Origin of the sequence: Micromonospora sp. WMMA1976 (assembly GCF_027497335.1) — a bacterium.
GTDB classification, from domain to species: Bacteria; Actinomycetota; Actinomycetes; order Mycobacteriales; family Micromonosporaceae; genus Micromonospora; species Micromonospora aurantiaca.
In genome coordinates this window covers 1,850,583-1,865,545 of record NZ_CP114912.1, presented here as the reverse complement: position 1 = coordinate 1,865,545, position 14,963 = coordinate 1,850,583, and the positions used below count along the sequence as shown (strand labels likewise).

The 14,963-nt window shown below is 73.3% G+C and carries 16 protein-coding genes; 8 read left to right on the top strand and 8 right to left on the bottom strand.

The window, feature by feature from the left end:
• Nucleotides 1-31 precede the first annotated feature (31 nt).
• Genes O7546_RS08770 through O7546_RS08760 form a run of 3 tightly spaced genes read right to left on the bottom strand, consistent with a single transcriptional unit; the run spans nucleotide 32 to nucleotide 2,727 of the window.
• The gene (locus O7546_RS08770; RefSeq protein WP_194800975.1) at nucleotides 32-997 is read right to left on the bottom strand and encodes a TIGR03885 family FMN-dependent LLM class oxidoreductase; all 966 of its coding nucleotides are present in this window, start codon (nucleotides 995-997) and stop codon (nucleotides 32-34) included.
• Nucleotides 998-1,038: 41 nt separating this feature from the next.
• A complete protein-coding gene (locus tag O7546_RS08765; protein ID WP_281600718.1) occupies nucleotides 1,039-2,451 on the bottom strand; it encodes an NADP-dependent succinic semialdehyde dehydrogenase in 1,413 nt (470 codons plus the stop codon).
• Between the two features lie 12 nt (nucleotides 2,452-2,463).
• On the bottom strand, nucleotides 2,464-2,727 hold the full coding sequence (locus O7546_RS08760) for a DUF6343 family protein (RefSeq protein WP_013285356.1): 264 nt from the start codon (nucleotides 2,725-2,727) through the stop codon (nucleotides 2,464-2,466).
• A 162-nt stretch (nucleotides 2,728-2,889) separates the two neighbouring features.
• On the opposite strand from O7546_RS08760, the gene O7546_RS08755 reads away from it, so the two are divergent.
• Nucleotides 2,890-3,483 (top strand): antibiotic biosynthesis monooxygenase, encoded by a 594-nt coding sequence (locus O7546_RS08755; RefSeq protein ID WP_269696519.1) that lies wholly within the window; start codon nucleotides 2,890-2,892, stop codon nucleotides 3,481-3,483.
• Nucleotides 3,484-3,582: 99 nt separating this feature from the next.
• A complete protein-coding gene (locus O7546_RS08750; RefSeq protein ID WP_194800972.1) occupies nucleotides 3,583-4,437 on the top strand; it encodes a GDSL-type esterase/lipase family protein in 855 nt (284 codons plus the stop codon).
• Here O7546_RS08750 and O7546_RS08745 read toward each other — a convergent pair.
• From O7546_RS08745 to O7546_RS08735, 3 genes are all read right to left on the bottom strand, one after another.
• Nucleotides 4,414-5,157, bottom strand: coding sequence for an EcsC family protein (locus tag O7546_RS08745; RefSeq protein ID WP_194800971.1), 744 nt, complete (start codon nucleotides 5,155-5,157; stop codon nucleotides 4,414-4,416). The genes O7546_RS08750 and O7546_RS08745 overlap by 24 nt on opposite strands.
• 38 nt (nucleotides 5,158-5,195) lie before the next feature.
• On the bottom strand, nucleotides 5,196-5,342 hold the full coding sequence (locus O7546_RS08740) for a hypothetical protein (protein ID WP_166456378.1): 147 nt from the start codon (nucleotides 5,340-5,342) through the stop codon (nucleotides 5,196-5,198).
• 95 nt (nucleotides 5,343-5,437) lie between these two features.
• A complete protein-coding gene (locus tag O7546_RS08735; RefSeq protein WP_281600717.1) occupies nucleotides 5,438-6,283 on the bottom strand; it encodes a peptidase M23 in 846 nt (281 codons plus the stop codon).
• Between the two features lie 393 nt (nucleotides 6,284-6,676).
• On the opposite strand from O7546_RS08735, the gene O7546_RS08730 reads away from it, so the two are divergent.
• The 3 genes from O7546_RS08730 to O7546_RS08720 are packed head-to-tail and all read left to right on the top strand — an operon-like array spanning nucleotide 6,677 to nucleotide 8,772.
• Nucleotides 6,677-7,597 carry a PAC2 family protein gene (locus O7546_RS08730; RefSeq protein WP_194800969.1) on the top strand — a complete coding sequence of 307 codons (921 nt, stop codon included), beginning with the start codon at nucleotides 6,677-6,679 and terminating at the stop codon, nucleotides 7,595-7,597.
• 37 nt (nucleotides 7,598-7,634) lie between these two features.
• A complete protein-coding gene (locus O7546_RS08725; protein ID WP_281600716.1) occupies nucleotides 7,635-8,432 on the top strand; it encodes an exodeoxyribonuclease III in 798 nt (265 codons plus the stop codon).
• 25 nt (nucleotides 8,433-8,457) lie between these two features.
• On the top strand, nucleotides 8,458-8,772 hold the full coding sequence (locus O7546_RS08720) for an antibiotic biosynthesis monooxygenase (protein ID WP_194800967.1): 315 nt from the start codon (nucleotides 8,458-8,460) through the stop codon (nucleotides 8,770-8,772).
• 306 nt (nucleotides 8,773-9,078) lie between these two features.
• Here the strand turns inward: O7546_RS08720 and O7546_RS08715 are convergent, their stop codons facing one another.
• Together O7546_RS08715 and O7546_RS08710 are read right to left on the bottom strand one after the other, a co-directional pair.
• Complete coding sequence (locus tag O7546_RS08715; RefSeq protein ID WP_269696518.1) at nucleotides 9,079-9,867, bottom strand: class F sortase; 789 nt, start codon at nucleotides 9,865-9,867, stop codon at nucleotides 9,079-9,081.
• A gap of 212 nt (nucleotides 9,868-10,079) precedes the next feature.
• Complete coding sequence (locus tag O7546_RS08710; RefSeq protein WP_281600715.1) at nucleotides 10,080-10,646, bottom strand: hypothetical protein; 567 nt, start codon at nucleotides 10,644-10,646, stop codon at nucleotides 10,080-10,082.
• A 139-nt stretch (nucleotides 10,647-10,785) separates the two neighbouring features.
• Here O7546_RS08710 and trmB point away from each other — a divergent pair, with 139 nt between their 5' ends.
• The 3 genes from trmB (at nucleotide 10,786) to O7546_RS08695 (ending at nucleotide 14,745) form a co-directional block, all read left to right on the top strand.
• On the top strand, nucleotides 10,786-11,412 hold the full coding sequence (gene trmB, locus O7546_RS08705; RefSeq protein WP_228532151.1) for a tRNA (guanosine(46)-N7)-methyltransferase TrmB: 627 nt from the start codon (nucleotides 10,786-10,788) through the stop codon (nucleotides 11,410-11,412).
• A gap of 61 nt (nucleotides 11,413-11,473) precedes the next feature.
• On the top strand, nucleotides 11,474-13,978 hold the full coding sequence (locus tag O7546_RS08700) for a DEAD/DEAH box helicase (RefSeq protein ID WP_269696517.1): 2,505 nt from the start codon (nucleotides 11,474-11,476) through the stop codon (nucleotides 13,976-13,978).
• 119 nt (nucleotides 13,979-14,097) lie between these two features.
• Nucleotides 14,098-14,745: a hypothetical protein gene (locus O7546_RS08695; RefSeq protein WP_194800963.1), complete on the top strand. Its 648-nt coding sequence runs from the start codon at nucleotides 14,098-14,100 to the stop codon at nucleotides 14,743-14,745.
• The last annotated feature ends 218 nt before the right edge of the window (nucleotides 14,746-14,963 follow it).

The following is a 14,963-nucleotide window of genomic DNA, read 5'->3' as shown; positions in this document are numbered from 1 at the left end:
CGAGCCTAGGCGGCGACGGGCAGATGTGTGATCAGGCGGCGGAGCGCAACTTCGGCAGCACCTCGGCGCCGAACGTGTCGATGAACGCGCGCTGCTCCTGCCCGACGTGGTGCAGCGCGATCCGGTCGAAGCCCAGCGCCACGTACTCCTCCAGCCAGCCGATGTGCCGGCCCAGGTCGGCGGAGACGTTCACGGTCTCGGCGACCTTGGACATCGGCACGTCGGCGCTCGCCACGTCGAAGTGCTCGGGTGTCTCCAGGTCCCAGCAGACCGGCGGCGCGAACACGTTGCTGCGCCACTGCTCGTACGCGATCGCCTCGGCCTGCTCCTGCTCGGGCGCCCAGCTCACGTGCACCTGGAGGTGCAGCGGACCGCGTCCGCCCGCGTCCCGGTAGGCGTCGATCATCCGCCGCAGGTGCTCGACCGGCGCGTTGACGGTGATCAGCCCGTCGGCCCACTCGGCACACCAGCGCGCGGTGGCGATGCTGACGGCGGCGCCGACCAGCGCGGGCGGCTCCTCCGGCCGGGTCCACAGCTTCGCCCGGTCGACGGTGACGAGGCCGTCGTGACTGACCTCCTCGCCTGCGAGGAGCGCCCGGATCACGTCGACGCACTCACGCAGCCGGGCCGTACGGATGTCCTTGCGCGGCCAGACCTCGCCGGTGATGTGCTCGTTCGACGCCTCGCCGGTGCCCAGCGCGGCCCAGAACCGGCCCGGGTACATGGCGCCGAGCGTCCCGATGGCCTGCGCGATGATCGCCGGGTGGTAGCGCTGGCCGGGCGCGTTCACCACGCCGAAGGACAGGTTCGTGGCCTGGAGCGCGGCGCCGAGCCAGGACCAGGCGAACCCGGACTGGCCCTGCCGCTCGCTCCACGGTGAGAAGTGGTCGGAGCACATGGCCGCGTCGAAGCCGGCGCGCTCGGCGTGGATCACCGCCTCCAGCAGCCGGGCCGGGTGGATCTGCTCGTGGGATGCGTGGAAGCCGAACGCCGTCATGGTGGGCTTTCCTACCCGTGACGGCGTCCGGCCAATCGCCTTTACTCGGAGTGCGCGCCGGCGCCCGCGCCGGCCTCGCCCTCGCCGATCCACACGGTCTTGGTGTTGCAGAACTCGCGCATCCCGGCGGCGGACAGTTCGCGGCCGTACCCGGAGTTCTTCACGCCGCCGAACGGCAGCTCCGGATAGGACGTGGTCATGCCGTTGATGAACACGTTGCCGGCGTCCAGGTCGACGGCGAAGCGCTCCTGCTCGGCGGGGTCGTTGGTCCAGGCGTTGGAGCCGAGGCCGAAGCTGGTGCCGTTGGCGACCGCGATCGCCTCGTCGTACGAGCCGACCCGGTAGAGCCCGGCGACCGGCCCGAACACCTCCTCGCTCCACATCCGCATCTCCGGGCGCAGGTCGGTGACCACAGTCGGCGGGTAGTACCAGCCGTCCCCGGCCGGCTTCTCGCCGCCGCAGAGCACCGTCGCGCCCTGGTTCACCGCGTCGGTGACCTGCGCGTGCACCTCGTCGCGGCCGCGCTCGCTGGCGAGCGGACCGACGTCGGTGCCGTCGTCCATCGGGTCGCCGACCCGCAGCGCCGCCATCCGGGCGGCGAACTTCTCGGCGAACGCGTCGAAGACGTCGGTGTGCACGATGAACCGCTTCGCGGCGATGCAGGACTGCCCGTTGTTCTGGCAGCGGGCCGTGGTCGCGACCTCGGCGGCGGTGTCCAGGTCGGCCGAGGGCATCACCACGAACGGGTCGCTGCCGCCCAGCTCCAGCACCGTCTTCTTGATCTCCCGGCCGGCGATCTGGGCGATGGACCGGCCGGCCGGCTCGCTGCCGGTGAGCGTGGCGGCGCGGACGCGGGGGTCGCTGAGGATCCGGTCGACCGCGTCGGAGCCGACCAGCAGGGTGGTGAACGCGCCCTCGGGGAATCCGGCCCGGCGGAACAGGTCCTCCAGGTAGAGCGCGGTCTGCGGCACGTTCGAGGCGTGCTTGAGCAGGCCGGTGTTGCCCGCCATCAGGGCCGGGGCGGTGAACCGCATCACCTGCCACAGCGGGAAGTTCCACGGCATCACCGCGAGCACCGGGCCGATCGGCTGGTAGCGCACGTACGCCCGCTTCGCCTTGACCGCGGCGGCGTCGGCCGGCTCGTCCGCGAGCATCCGCGGCGCGTTCTGCGCGTAAAAGCGGCAGGCGGTGGCGCACTTGGTGACCTCCGCCTTCGCGGCGGCGTACGTCTTGCCCATCTCGGTGGTCATCAGCCGGGCCGTCTCGTCGCGCTCGGCGTCGAGCAGGTCGGCGGCGGCGACGAGCCACCGGGCCCGCTGCGCGATCGTGGTGTCGCGCAACTGCCGGAAGGCGAGGTCGGCCCGCTCGATCGCGGCGTCGATCTGCTCGTCCGACATCGCCTCGTACGTCTTGAGCACCTGTCCGGTGGCGGGATTGGTGGTGGCGATGGGCATCTCGTACTCCTGTCACTCGAACAGCGAGTGCCGCACGCCCGGCTCCTCCCGGCGGCGCGCGGCGCGGCGGCGCTGGATCACGACCAGGTCGACCACCGCCACCACGGCGAGCAGCGCGCAGACGACACCCAGCCAGGCGATGTCTGCGGCGAACGCGAGCACCGCGAAGACGGTCATCACGACCAGACCGAACGTGGCGAGCGCGAGCCGCAGGTTCAGGGCGCTGTTCGCGTGGCCGACCGTGCCGCGGGCACGGCGGGGCTGTGATCGGGTCATTCCTGGGGCCTACCCCGGCACGGGCGGGGATAACCGGCCAGGGCGGGAACGCCGGTGATCCGGGACACCCGGCGGGCAGGCGCCGGATGCGCCCGGACAGCGGGTGCGTTACATCGGTGCGCCGGTACCGGCGGAGATCCCGCGGACGGTGGAGAGGATGGCATGACCACGACGCAGGCCGTACCCGTTACCGTCGCCGTGTCCCGGCGCGCCGATCCGGCGCGTACCGACGAGGTGGTGGCGTGGATGCGGGCCGGGACGGCGCTCGCGGAGAGCTTCCCGGGCTTCCTCGGCGCCGGTTTCGTCCGCAGCGCCCCCGGCTCGGGCGAGTGGCACGTGATGTACCGCTTCGCCGACGCGGACACGCTGCGCGACTGGGAGGACTCGCCGCAACGGCGTTGGTGGCTCAGCTCGGCGCAGGGCATCGTCGAGCACACCCGGGTGGAGCGCCGCACCGGCATCGAGGGCTGGTTCGGCCCGCCGGTGGACCACGTGGTCGAGACGTTCGGCGAGCCGGAACCGGCCGCGCCGCCGCGCTGGAAGCAGGCGGTCACGATCTGGCTGGCGTTCTTCCCGCTCAGCCTGGCCGCCACGCTGCTGACCACCCGGTTCCTCGCCGGCGTACCGCTGGCCGGCCGGACGCTGCTGATGACGCTCGTGCTCACCCCGCTGATGACCTACCTGGTGCTGCCCCGGATCACCCGGGCGCTGCACCGGTGGCTGCACGGCCGGCCTGCGCCGACACGACAGATGTGAACGACGGTGATCGATGCCCGATAGCCGACAGAACCGCCACCGGGGCCTCGCCGGGGCATAGGGTCGACGCGCCCGTTGCCGCCGCCGGACGGGGGACCGATGAGACGCTGGATCGCCGCGCTGGCCTGCCTGGCGGCGCTCGTCGCGCTGGCCTGTGACGGCTCCGGCGAGGCGTCACCCCGGCCGTCCGGCACACCCGCCCCCGGCGAGCCCCGGGTGCTGGTCGCGCTCGGCGACTCGGTCAGCACCGGCTACGGCTCCTGCCTGGTGCTGGTGAGCTGCGAACGCAACTCCTGGTCGACCGGGGACGGCCTGCGGGTGGATAGCCTCTACCGGCGGCTGCGCGCCGACGCGCCGGGGCTGCGGGCGTACAACCGGGCGGTGCCCGGGGCGCGCGCGGCCGCGCTGGCCGGCCAGGCCCGGTCGGCGGTACGCGACAAGGCCGACCTGGTCACCGTGCTGATCGGGGCGAACGACGCCTGCCGGGGCGACGTCGACGACATGACGCCGGTCGCCACCTTCCGCGACCAGGTCGACGCGGGGCTGGGCGTGCTGCGCGAGGGCCGGCCGAAGGCCCGGGTGCTGGTGGTCAGCATCCCGGACCTGTACCGGCTCTGGCAGATCGGGCACACCGAGCCCCGCGCCGTGCGGGCCTGGTCGCGGGGCGTCTGCCCGTCGCTGCTCGCAGGCGCCACGTCGACCGCACCCGCCGCGGTGGCCCGCCGGGCCCGCGTCAAGGACCGGATCGAGGCGTACGACGGGCAACTGCGCGCCGCCTGCCGGGCGTACGGGTCACGCTGCCGGTGGGACGGCGGCGCGGTGCACCGCCACCGCTTCGACCTGGACCAGGTCAACGCGCTCGACTGGTTCCACCCGAACGCGACCGGGCAGGGCCGGCTGGCCGAGGTGGCCTGGGACGCCTCCGGCTGGTCAGGGCTGGCGCGGGCCGGGTAGCTGCGGGGGACCGGCGGCGCGGTAGAGGGCACGCGTACGGTCGGCCAGTTCCTTGGTGGCCGACGAGTTGGCCCAGGTGCCGAGCACGATCGCGGCGCCCGGCACGACCTTGGCGAACATCCGCTTGGCGGCCCGCACCCCGGCCATCCGGGCCAGCCGGACCCCGAGCTGGAGCATCACCCGGCCCAGCGCCCGGTCACCGGCGGAGCCGAACAGGGCTCCGGCGCGCTCCCGGCCGGCGGCCACGCCCAGCGCGAGGCGGGCCGTCTCGGCGACCTTGTGCACCCGCTGGAGCACCAGCAGGTCGGTGGCCCGGTCCGGGTGCGCCGGGTCGACGCCGTAGGCGGCCGCGACGTGCAGCACCAGCCGGGCCTGGGTCCAGGCCAGCACGCCCACGTCGATCACCGCGCCGGGCAGCCCGGCCGCGCCGGACACCGCACCGGAGAGCCGGGCGTGGTTGACGAACTTGCGGACCGCCTGGTCGGCCAGGTGCTCCGGCGGGGCGTCCGGCCGCAGCGCCCGCTCCCGGGCGGCCCACTGGGCGGCCTCCGGGCCGAGCCGGCGCACCGCCTCCAGGGCCAGGTGCTCCGGCGCGTACTGCGGATCCTCCCGCATCCGGTCCCACAGCTTGGCCGGTGGCGCCTCGGGCACCTCCACCGGCGGGACGGGGGCGGCGGGGACGGCGTTGGGCTCCCCGTCGACGGGGGCGGGGTCGGTCACGAAGGGCTCCGGAGGCTCGTGCGGCGGGGTGACGCGGGTCAGCGCCGGCGCGACTGCAGCCGGGTCGCGATCTGCCGCAGCCGGGCCTGGTTCTCCGGCTTCGACATCTCACGCCGGCCGCGATCGACCAGTTGCTGGCCCCGCGGCGACCGCAGGAAGGCGGTGATCCGTTGCATCAGCGACATGAGAGTCCTCCCGTCCCGCGGTCCCCTTCATGTGTACCTGGGACCGGCAAGCCCCCTGATACCCGAATCGGCCCTTCCGCAACCACCCGTCCGGGTCAGCCCAGGATCTCGGCCACCACCTCGCCGGCGCGCCACTCGTGCTGGGCGTACGCGTCCGGGAACGCGGAGATCTGCACGGCCTGGGCGGCCACCGAGAGCGGCAGGCTCTGCCAGCCGGGGATCTCGGCCAGCGCGGACAGGAACGCCTTCGTCGCGTACTCGGGGTCCATGAGCTGCTCGACGGTGCCCCAGCCGCTGCTGGGGCGCTGCTGGAACAGCCCGACCGAGTCGTGGTCCCAGCCGATGGCCTGGTGCGGGTAGTTCTGCGACTCGGGCAGCACGCCGCTGGCGTAGTTGAGCAGGGTGCTCTCCTGCATGGCGGTGGCCACCGCGATGACCAGGGCGCGGCGCGGCATGCCCATCTCCCTGCCGGCCTGCACGATCTTCTTGGCGTTGTTCATCTGGGTGCGGTCCAGGCCGGCGACCGGAACGATCTGCCGGACGGTCTTCTTCGGCTTGGGCTTGGTGGTCGCCTTGGGGCTCGCCGTCGCGGACGGGGTGGCGCTGGGGGTGGCGGGGGCGGTGCTCGGCCGGGTCATGGCCCGGGAGGCCGGGTCGACCTCCGCGCGCTCGGCGACCTCCGCCGAGGGCGCCGGGGTGGCGGCGCGGTCCGGGGCGCCGAAGCCGGCCTGGCTGACACCGACCAGGCCGAGGCAGCAGGCCGCGCCGGTGGCGACCGCCAGCTTCGTCCGGCCGGGCCGGGGGTTCATGGGTGCCCAGAAGCGGGTACGCCGGAAGAGTCCCTGGAGCTTCGCCGAACGGTTGGTGGAGGGGGTATCGTCCGAACGGTCAGCCGGGCGGCCGGAGCCGAACGGGTCGTCGAGGTTGCCGTCGTTACGCATCCGACGAGGCTAGGCAGGGCAAACCGGGATCACCCAGGCCGAAAGGGTGGCCCTCGCCACACTTTGGCCGCTCCGAAGCGGACGGTCCACCCCGGTGCGGGCCGGCGAACCACGGACCTCGGGAACCGGACCAATCACCCGGGCGACGGCGCGCGCGGCGGCGCGGGCAGAAACGCCGCAGACCTCCAGGTCCCGCCCGATGATCGACTAACTCGTCCGTTCGGACGATCCGGATATGGGTCGCCGGACCGGGGCGTAGCCGAATCGTGATCATCATCCGGGCATCGGACGTGGCCGTAACGGAATGGACCACCCACCCCGGTACGTTTGCCGAACCGGGGAGTCCGCACACTCGGCGCTCCCCCGCACGCGTCGACAGGGAGGACCCCACCGGTGCTCGATCCACACGAGCTCTACGAACTCACCGACGAGCTGCCCGAGCTCGGCCAGCCGGTGCTGATCCAGGCGCTCACCGGCTTCGTCGACGCCGGCAACGCCACCCGGCTGGCCCGGGAACAGCTGCTCACCTCGCTCGACGCCCAGGTCATCGCCCGCTTCGACGTGGACCAGGTCTTCGACTACCGCTCCCGCCGCCCGGTGATGACGTTCGTCGAGGACCACTGGGAGTCATACGACGCCCCGGCGCTGGAGCTGCACCTGCTGCGCGACGACGACGAGACCCCGTTCCTGCTGCTCACCGGCCCGGAGCCGGACCTGCAGTGGGAGCGTTTCGTGGCCGCCGTCGCCGGGCTCAGCGCCCGCCTCGACGTCCGCCTCACCGTCGGGCTCAACTCGATCCCGATGGCCGTGCCGCACACCCGGCCCAGCGGCGTCACCGCGCACGCCACCCGCAAGGACCTGATCGCCGGGCACGAGCCGTGGCTGCAGAAGGTGCAGGTGCCGGCCGGCGTCGGTCACCTGCTGGAGTACCGCCTCGGCGAGCAGGGGCGCGACGCCCTCGGCTTCGCCGCGCACGTGCCGCACTACGTGGCCCAGGCCGAGTACCCGGCCGCCGCCGAGGCGCTGCTGTCCGCCGTGTCCCGCAGCACCGGCCTGCTGCTGCCCGTCGAGGCGCTGCGGACCGCCGCCGAGGCGGTCCGGGTGGAGATCGACCGCCAGGTCACCCAGACCGAGGAGGCGGCGACGCTGGTCCAGGCGCTGGAGGAGCAGTACGACGCGTTCGCCCGCGGCCGGGGCGAGAAGAACCTGCTCGCCGGCGAGACCGGGCCGCTGCCCACCGCCGACGAACTCGGGGCCGAGCTGGAACGCTTCCTCGCCGAGCAGACCCGCCCCGGCGACACCCCGGAGCGCTGAGGCGGCGGGGCGGGCGGCGATGCGGCAGGCTGGGGACATGCGCCTGGCGACCTGGAACGTCAACTCGGTGAAGGCCCGCCTGCCCCGGCTGCTCGACTGGCTGGCCACCACGAAACCCGACGTCGTGTGCCTGCAGGAGACCAAGTGCCCCGACGGGGCGTTCCCGGTCGCCGAGGTGGGCGAGCTGGGCTACGAGGTGGCCAGCCACAGCGACGGGCGGTGGAACGGCGTCGCCGTGCTGTCCCGGGTCGGGCTGGCCGACGTGGCGGTCGGCTTCCCGGGCGAGCCCGGGTTCCCCGAGCCCGAGGCCCGCGCCATCTCGGCCACCTGCGACGGGCTGCGGGTCTGGTCGGTGTACGTGCCGAACGGCCGTGCGCCGGACGACCCGCACTACGCGTACAAGCTGGCCTGGTTCGCGGCGCTGCGCGACGCGCTGGAAGCCGAGGTCGCCGGCCCCCTGCCGGTGGCCGTCTGCGGCGACTTCAACGTGGCGCCCACCGACGCCGACGTCTGGGACCCGGCGCTGTTCGTCACCTCCACCCACGTCACCCCAGCCGAGCGGGCCGCCCTCGCCGCGCTGCGTGACCTGGGACTGGAGGACGTGGTGCCGACGCCGATGAAGGGGCCGCACCCGTTCACGTACTGGGACTACCGGGCCGGGATGTTCCACCAGAACAAGGGCATGCGGATCGACCTGGTGTACGCGAGCGCGTCGTTCGCCCGCACGGTCCGCTCCGCGTACGTGGACCGGGAGGCCCGCAAGGGCAAGGGCCCGTCCGACCACGCCCCGATCGTGGTCGACGCGGGCCTGGCACCGGCCGTCGAGACGTTCTGAGCGCGACGCTGGTTAGGGTGGACACATGGCTGTCGTGAAGATCAACGCGATCGACGTCCCGTCCGGCGCCGGCGAGGAGCTGGAGAAGCGGTTCGCGGCCCGGGCCGGCGCGGTGGAGAACTCCCCCGGCTTCCTCGGTTTCGAGCTGCTGCGCCCGGTCGCCGGGGACACCCGCTACTTCGTGTACACGCGCTGGGAGAGCGAGGAGGCCTATCAGGCGTGGGCGCAGGGCCCGTCCCGGGCCGCGCACGCCGAGGGCGGCGAACCCCGCAAGCCCGTCGCCACCGGCGCCACCCTGCTGGAGTTCGAGGTGGTCCAGCAGGTCCCCGCCACCCCCTGACCCCCGCCTTCCCCCGCCTTCCCTTGTCTTCTCGGTCGATCATGAAGTTGGCGGTACAGGTTGCCCGTTTCGTCACCGCCAACCTCATGATCGACGTGGTCAGGGCCGGGGCGCGCGCAGATCTTGGAAGATTTGCGCCCCCATAGGGGCCGTTTCCTACCAAGATCTTCCACGGTCCCGGCGCTCCGCGTCTCCGCTCGGCGATCATGAAGTTGGCGGGGACGAAGCGGGCAACCTGCGCCGCTAACCTCATGATCGACGTGGTCAGGGCGGGTCGGGTGGGCCGGGCGGGCCGGGCGGGAGCGGTCAGCGAGCGAGGGACGCGAAGACGATCACGTTGTCCTGGTAGCCGGTACGGCCGCCGACCCACTCGCCGCCGCAGGTGATCAGGCGCAGCTCGGCCGGGCCCGAGTCGCCGTAGACCCGGGCGGCGGGCAGGTTCGACTTGTCGAAGTACTCGACGCTGTCCACCTTGAAGGTCACCACGCTGCGGTCGGCGCGGGTCACCTGGATCCGGGCGCCCGGCTTGAGCGAGCGCAGCCGGTAGAAGACGGCCGGCCCGCTCTTGGTGTCGACGTGGCCCACGATGATCGCCCGGCCCGGGTCGCCGGGCACCGCTGCCCTGTCGTACCAGCCGGTCTGGTCGTGCTCGGTCAGCGGCGGTACGTCCACCGAGCCGTCCTTCGCCTGCCCGACCGGGGTCACCGGCGCGTTGACCTTGATGGCCGGAACGGCCAGGCGTACCGGCCGGCTCGCCGGCTTCCGGACCGGTGCGGCAGCACTCGCCGGGGCCGCCGCACCCGGCCCGTTCGACCGGCTCGACCCGGTGGACGCATCGGCGAAGTCGAACGGCCCGGCCGTGCGCCCGAGGCCGGCCCCGGTGGCGAACACGCCGACCAGCACCAGCACCACCGCCAGCGGCTTCGACCAGGAACCCCGGCCCCGGTCCCCCCTGCCCGGCGGCGCCGGTGGCGGCTCGACCGGCGGCGGCCCGGCGGGCCCCGGGCGCAGGGCCGGCGGGTCGGCCGAGGGCGGATACCACGGTCGCGACGCGGCGGGCGGCGGCATCCACGGCCGCGACCCGGAGACCGGCACGGCAGACGGTCCGGTCCCGGCGGTCGGACCCGTCCCGGCGGCAGACCCACTCCCCGAGCGCGGTCCGGTCCGGGGCGCGGCGGCCGGATCAGCCCCGGAGAACCGGGCGGTGCCGGTCGGTGGCGCGGCGGGCGGAGGCAGGGCGAGGAACGGCCGGCCGAAGCGCCGGGATCCGGCGGGCGGCGGAACGAAGTGCTCGGCCATGACCGGCCTCAGCGTCCGGCGGCGCCGCGGGCCTGCCGGCGGGACGCGGCCACGCCGATCCCGGCGCCGACCACTGTCACCGCCAGCCCGACCGGCACCAGCAGGCCACCGAGCCCGGGCCCGGCGGTGCCGCCGAACCCGGTCGCCGGGCCGCGGCTGGGCAGGTGACTGGGCGGGTGGGTCGGCTGCCGGGTGGGCTGCCCCTGCTTGACCACCTGGAGCATCGTGGAGGCGGTCTCCCCGCCCGGGCACTCCAGCTTGACCCGGTAGTTGCCGGGCCGGGTGCGCTCGTGGACCATCGGCGAGGCGGTGAGCAGGCCGCGCTGCGGCTGGACCTGGATCCTGCCGAACGCGTCCGAGGTGACGATCGCCGGCACTGTGTTGTTCCGGCAGCTCGCCCGGATGCCGACGAGGTAGCCGGGCGAGACGGTGCCCGGGGTGACCTCCACGAAGATCACGTCGGCCGGGGGCTGTTCCGGCACCGGCTCGGCCTGGGCGGGCAGCGCGCCGGCCAGCGGGGCGGCGCACGCGGCGGCCGCGACCAGCAGCGCCTCACGTACCCTGAACGACCCCATGACCCCTCCCGGCGTACGGGATGAATCCTCTCACCCCTGGGCGCACATCACATCCGATCCGGGCTAGGCTCGGGTCGCTGTGACCCTCCCCGACATCGCCGCCGGCCGCATCCGCACCTTCCATCCGCGTCGCGGACGGATGAGCGAGCGGCAGCGCGACGCGCTCACCCGGCTCTGGCCCGCGTACGGCCTGGAGATCGCCGCCCTCGACGGGCCGTGCGATCCGACGGCTCTGTTCGGACGACGGGCGCCGCTGGTGCTGGAGATCGGCTCCGGCATGGGCGACGCCACCGCCGTGATGGCGGCGGCCGACCGGGACCGACACTATCTGGCGGTCGAGGTCCATACGCCGGGAATCGCCAACCTGCTCGACCTGGTGGAACGCCACGGTCTGGACAACGTCCGGGTGGCCGAGGGGGACGCGCTGGACCTGGTCCGGGCCATGCCGGAGGGCTGCCTGGACGCGGTGCACGTCTTCTTCCCCGACCCGTGGCCGAAGACGCGCCACCACAAGCGGCGGATCATCGCGCCGGCGCACGTGGCGCTGCTGCGCTCCCGGCTGGCGCCGGGCGGCACGCTGCACTGCGCGACGGACTGGGCCGAGTACGCCGAGTCGATGCGCGAGACGCTCACCGCCGACCCGGAGCTGGTCGACGTGTACGGCGGCTTCGCGCCCCGCCCGGCGCACCGGCCGGTGACGAAGTTCGAACGCCGCGCGCTGACCGCCGGCCGGGAGGTCTTCGACCTGATCCACCGGCGGCGCTGAACCCGTTGCGCTGAACCCGGTTGGCGCGGCCGGGTGTGATCCAGGCACGATGGGAGCCGCCATGACTCTCACCGCCGCGCTGCCGAAGACCGCCGACCCCGACACCCTCTACGACGCGTTCGCCTCCTGGGCGTCCGAGCGCGGCCTGGACCTCTATCCCCATCAGGAGGAGGCGGTCATCGAGATCGTCTCCGGCGCGAACGTGATCATGAATACGCCGACCGGCTCGGGCAAGAGCCTGGTCGCGATCGCGGCGCACTTCGCCGCGCTGGCCGACGACCGGACGACCTTCTACACCGCGCCGATCAAGGCGCTGGTCTCGGAGAAGTTCTTCGCGCTGTGCGAGGTCTTCGGCGCGGAGAACGTCGGCATGCTCACCGGCGACGCCAGCGTCAACGCGGACGCGCCGATCATCTGCTGCACCGCGGAGATCCTGGCCAACCTGGCGCTGCGCGAGGGCCGCCGCGCCGACGTCGGCCAGGTGATCATGGACGAGTTTCACTTCTACGCCGAGCCGGACCGCGGCTGGGCGTGGCAGGTGCCGCTGATCGAGCTGCCGCAGGCCCAGTTCGTGCTGATGTCGGCCACGCTCGGCGACACCACCCGCTTCGTCGACGACCTGACCCGGCGCACCGGGCGGCCGACCGCCGTCGTCCGCTCGGCCGAGCGGCCGGTCCCGCTCCTCTTCTCGTACGCGACCACGCCGCTGCACGAGACGCTCGAGGAACTGCTGGAGACCAAGCAGGCCCCGGTGTACGTCGTGCACTTCACCCAGGCCGCCGCGCTGGAACGCGCCCAGGCGCTGATGAGCGTGAACGTCTGCACCCGCGCCGAGAAGGACATGATCGCGAGTGCGATCGGCAACTTCCGGTTCACCTCCGGCTTCGGCACGACGCTGTCCCGGCTGGTCCGGCACGGCATCGGCGTGCACCACGCCGGCATGCTCCCGAAGTACCGCCGCCTGGTCGAGACGCTCGCCCAGGCCGGCCTGCTCAAGGTCATCTGCGGTACCGACACGCTCGGTGTCGGCATCAACGTGCCGATCCGTACCGTGCTGTTCACCGGCCTCTCGAAGTACGACGGGGTGCGGACGCGCCTGCTGAAGGCCCGCGAGTTCCACCAGATCGCCGGCCGGGCCGGGCGGGCCGGGTTCGACACGCTGGGCCGGGTCGTGGTGCAGGCCCCCGAGCACGTGATCGAGAACGAGAAGGCGCTCGCGAAGGCCGGCGACGACCCGCGCAAGCGCCGCAAGGTGGTGAAGAAGAAGCCGCCGGAGGGCTCGATCGGCTGGGGTGAGCCGACGTTCCAGCGCCTGGTCGAGGCCGAGCCGGAGCCGCTCACCTCCAGCTTCCAGGTCAGCCACTCGATGCTGCTCAACGTGATCGGCCGCCCCGGCGACGCGTTCGCCTCGATGCGGCACCTGCTCACCGACAACCACGAGGACCCGGCCGCGCAGCGACGGCACATCCGCCGGGCCATCGCCATCTACCGGGCGCTGCGCGCCGGCGGCGTGGTCGAGGAGCTGCCCGAGCCGGACGAGACCGGCCGCCGGGTACGCCTCACCGTCGACCTCCAGCTCGACTTCGCGCTCAACCAGCCGCTGTCGCCGCTCGCGCTGGCCACCGTCGAGCTGCTCGACCGGGAGTCCCCGTCGTACGCGCTCGACGTGCTCAGCGTGATCGAGTCGATCCTCGACGACCCGCGCCAGGTGCTGTCCGCGCAGCAGTTCAAGGCCCGCGGCGAGGCGGTCGCCGCGATGAAGGCCGAGGGCATCGAGTACGAGGCACGCCTCGAACTGCTCGACGAGGTGACCTGGCCCAAGCCGCTCGCCGAGCTGCTGGAGTCCGCGTACGAGATGTACCGGCAGGGCCACCCGTGGGTCGCCGACCACCAGCTCTCCCCCAAGTCCGTGGTGCGGGACATGTACGAGCGGGCCATGACGTTCCCCGAGTACGTCCAGTTCTACGGGCTGTCCCGGTCCGAGGGGCTGGTGCTGCGCTACCTCGCCGACGCGTACAAGACGCTGCGGCAGACCGTCCCCGAGGACGCCAAGACCGAGGAGCTGGTCGACCTCATCGAGTGGCTGGGCGAGCTGGTCCGCCAGGTCGACTCCAGCCTGATCGACGAGTGGGAGCGGCTGCGCAACCCGTCGGACGTGGCCGAGGTGGCCACCTCGCTGGACGACCGGCCGCCCGCGGTGACCCGCAACGCGCGGGCGTTCCGGGTGCTGGTGCGCAACGCGATGTTCCGCCGCGTCGAGCTGGCCGCGCTGCGCCGCTGGGACCTGCTCGGCGAGCTGGACGCGGGCGACGGCTGGAACGCCGACGCCTGGGCCGACGCGCTGGAGCCGTACTTCGAGACGTACGACTCCATCGGGGTGGGGCCTGATGCGCGCGGGCCGGCGCTGCTGATGATCGAGCAGGGCCGCGACAGGTGGACCGTCCGGCAGATCCTGGACGACCCGGACGGCGACCACGACTGGGGCATCAGCGCCGAGATCGACCTGGCCGCCTCGGACGAGATCGGCGCGGCTGCGGTCCGGATCACCGACGTCGGCCAGCTGTAGGACTACGCGAAAAAGGGCCGCCCGGGATGTCCGGGCGGCCCTTTTCGTGCCCTGGGCGATGTCAGACCCGTCGATTAGAATGTATGTACTAATCGAGCTGCTGACCTGGGAGGATGCTCGTGACTGCGCCCACCTCCGCGACCCCTGTCACCCCCTACGCCACCCTCCTCGGATTCACCCGGTACGTCGACCGCACCGGCCCCACGAAGGCCACCTTCGTCGGCGGTCTGCGCCGGCAGCGGGCCAGCCGGCACGGCTTCAACCCGCACGGCCAGTTCGTCAAGGCGCTCAAGGCCGACGTCGCCTTCCACACCGGCGGCACGCACCTGGCGCAGGTCGCCGACCTGGTCAAGCCGCGCTGGCGCCCGCTCTACGAGGCGCTCGTGCCGGGCGCGACCCGCTGGCTGCACTCGCTGGGCGAGCCGGCCGGCGTCGACCTGGCCCAGACCCGCGACGCCCTGGCCATGCTGGGTGACCTGCCCGTGAAGATCAACCCACAGTTCGGCGTCCGGTACGCCGACGGCCGGGCCGAGGCGATCCGGCTGCACTTCGACGAGGCGCCGCCGAGCGAGGAGGCCACGCTCGCGACGCTGCACCTGATGGCCCGGCACATGGACGCGGTGCTGCCGCACGCCGAGCCGGTCCTGGTCGACGTGCGGCGCGGCGAGGCGCACCGGATGCCCGCCGACGTCAAGCCCGAGCAGATCGAGCAGTGGCTGGCCGGTGAGGCAGCCGCGTTCCGGGCCATCTGGTCCACCGCCGCCTGACCGACCGCCGCGATCCCCGTCCGGCGAACCGGAGCACCGCCCGACCAACGTATCCGGCGGCGACCGCCGCACCGCCCACCTACCGAACGGCCGCCCCGCTACCCGGGGGCGGCCGTTCGTCGTCCCGGGCGGTGCGCCGCAGGGGGACTCCGCCCGGTGGACGAACAGCGGGCGGCATCGTCCGTGCCTGCTTTCTCCCTACGGGTTCAGGTTGGTGG

Excerpts from the sequence above, each read along its gene's own strand:
- O7546_RS08770 (WP_194800975.1), bottom strand. The coding sequence starts at position 997 with ATGACGGCGTTCGGCTTCCACGCATCCCACGAGCAGATCCACCCGGCC.
- O7546_RS08765 (WP_281600718.1), bottom strand. The coding sequence starts at position 2,451 with ATGCCCATCGCCACCACCAATCCCGCCACCGGACAGGTGCTCAAGACG.
- O7546_RS08760 (WP_013285356.1), bottom strand. The coding sequence starts at position 2,727 with ATGACCCGATCACAGCCCCGCCGTGCCCGCGGCACGGTCGGCCACGCG.
- O7546_RS08755 (WP_269696519.1), top strand. The coding sequence starts at position 2,890 with ATGACCACGACGCAGGCCGTACCCGTTACCGTCGCCGTGTCCCGGCGC.
- O7546_RS08750 (WP_194800972.1), top strand. The coding sequence starts at position 3,583 with ATGAGACGCTGGATCGCCGCGCTGGCCTGCCTGGCGGCGCTCGTCGCG.
- O7546_RS08740 (WP_166456378.1), bottom strand. The coding sequence starts at position 5,342 with ATGTCGCTGATGCAACGGATCACCGCCTTCCTGCGGTCGCCGCGGGGC.
- O7546_RS08735 (WP_281600717.1), bottom strand. The coding sequence starts at position 6,283 with ATGCGTAACGACGGCAACCTCGACGACCCGTTCGGCTCCGGCCGCCCG.
- O7546_RS08725 (WP_281600716.1), top strand. The coding sequence starts at position 7,635 with ATGCGCCTGGCGACCTGGAACGTCAACTCGGTGAAGGCCCGCCTGCCC.
- O7546_RS08720 (WP_194800967.1), top strand. The coding sequence starts at position 8,458 with ATGGCTGTCGTGAAGATCAACGCGATCGACGTCCCGTCCGGCGCCGGC.
- O7546_RS08710 (WP_281600715.1), bottom strand. The coding sequence starts at position 10,646 with ATGGGGTCGTTCAGGGTACGTGAGGCGCTGCTGGTCGCGGCCGCCGCG.
- trmB (WP_228532151.1), top strand. The coding sequence starts at position 10,786 with ATGAGCGAGCGGCAGCGCGACGCGCTCACCCGGCTCTGGCCCGCGTAC.
- O7546_RS08700 (WP_269696517.1), top strand. The coding sequence starts at position 11,474 with ATGACTCTCACCGCCGCGCTGCCGAAGACCGCCGACCCCGACACCCTC.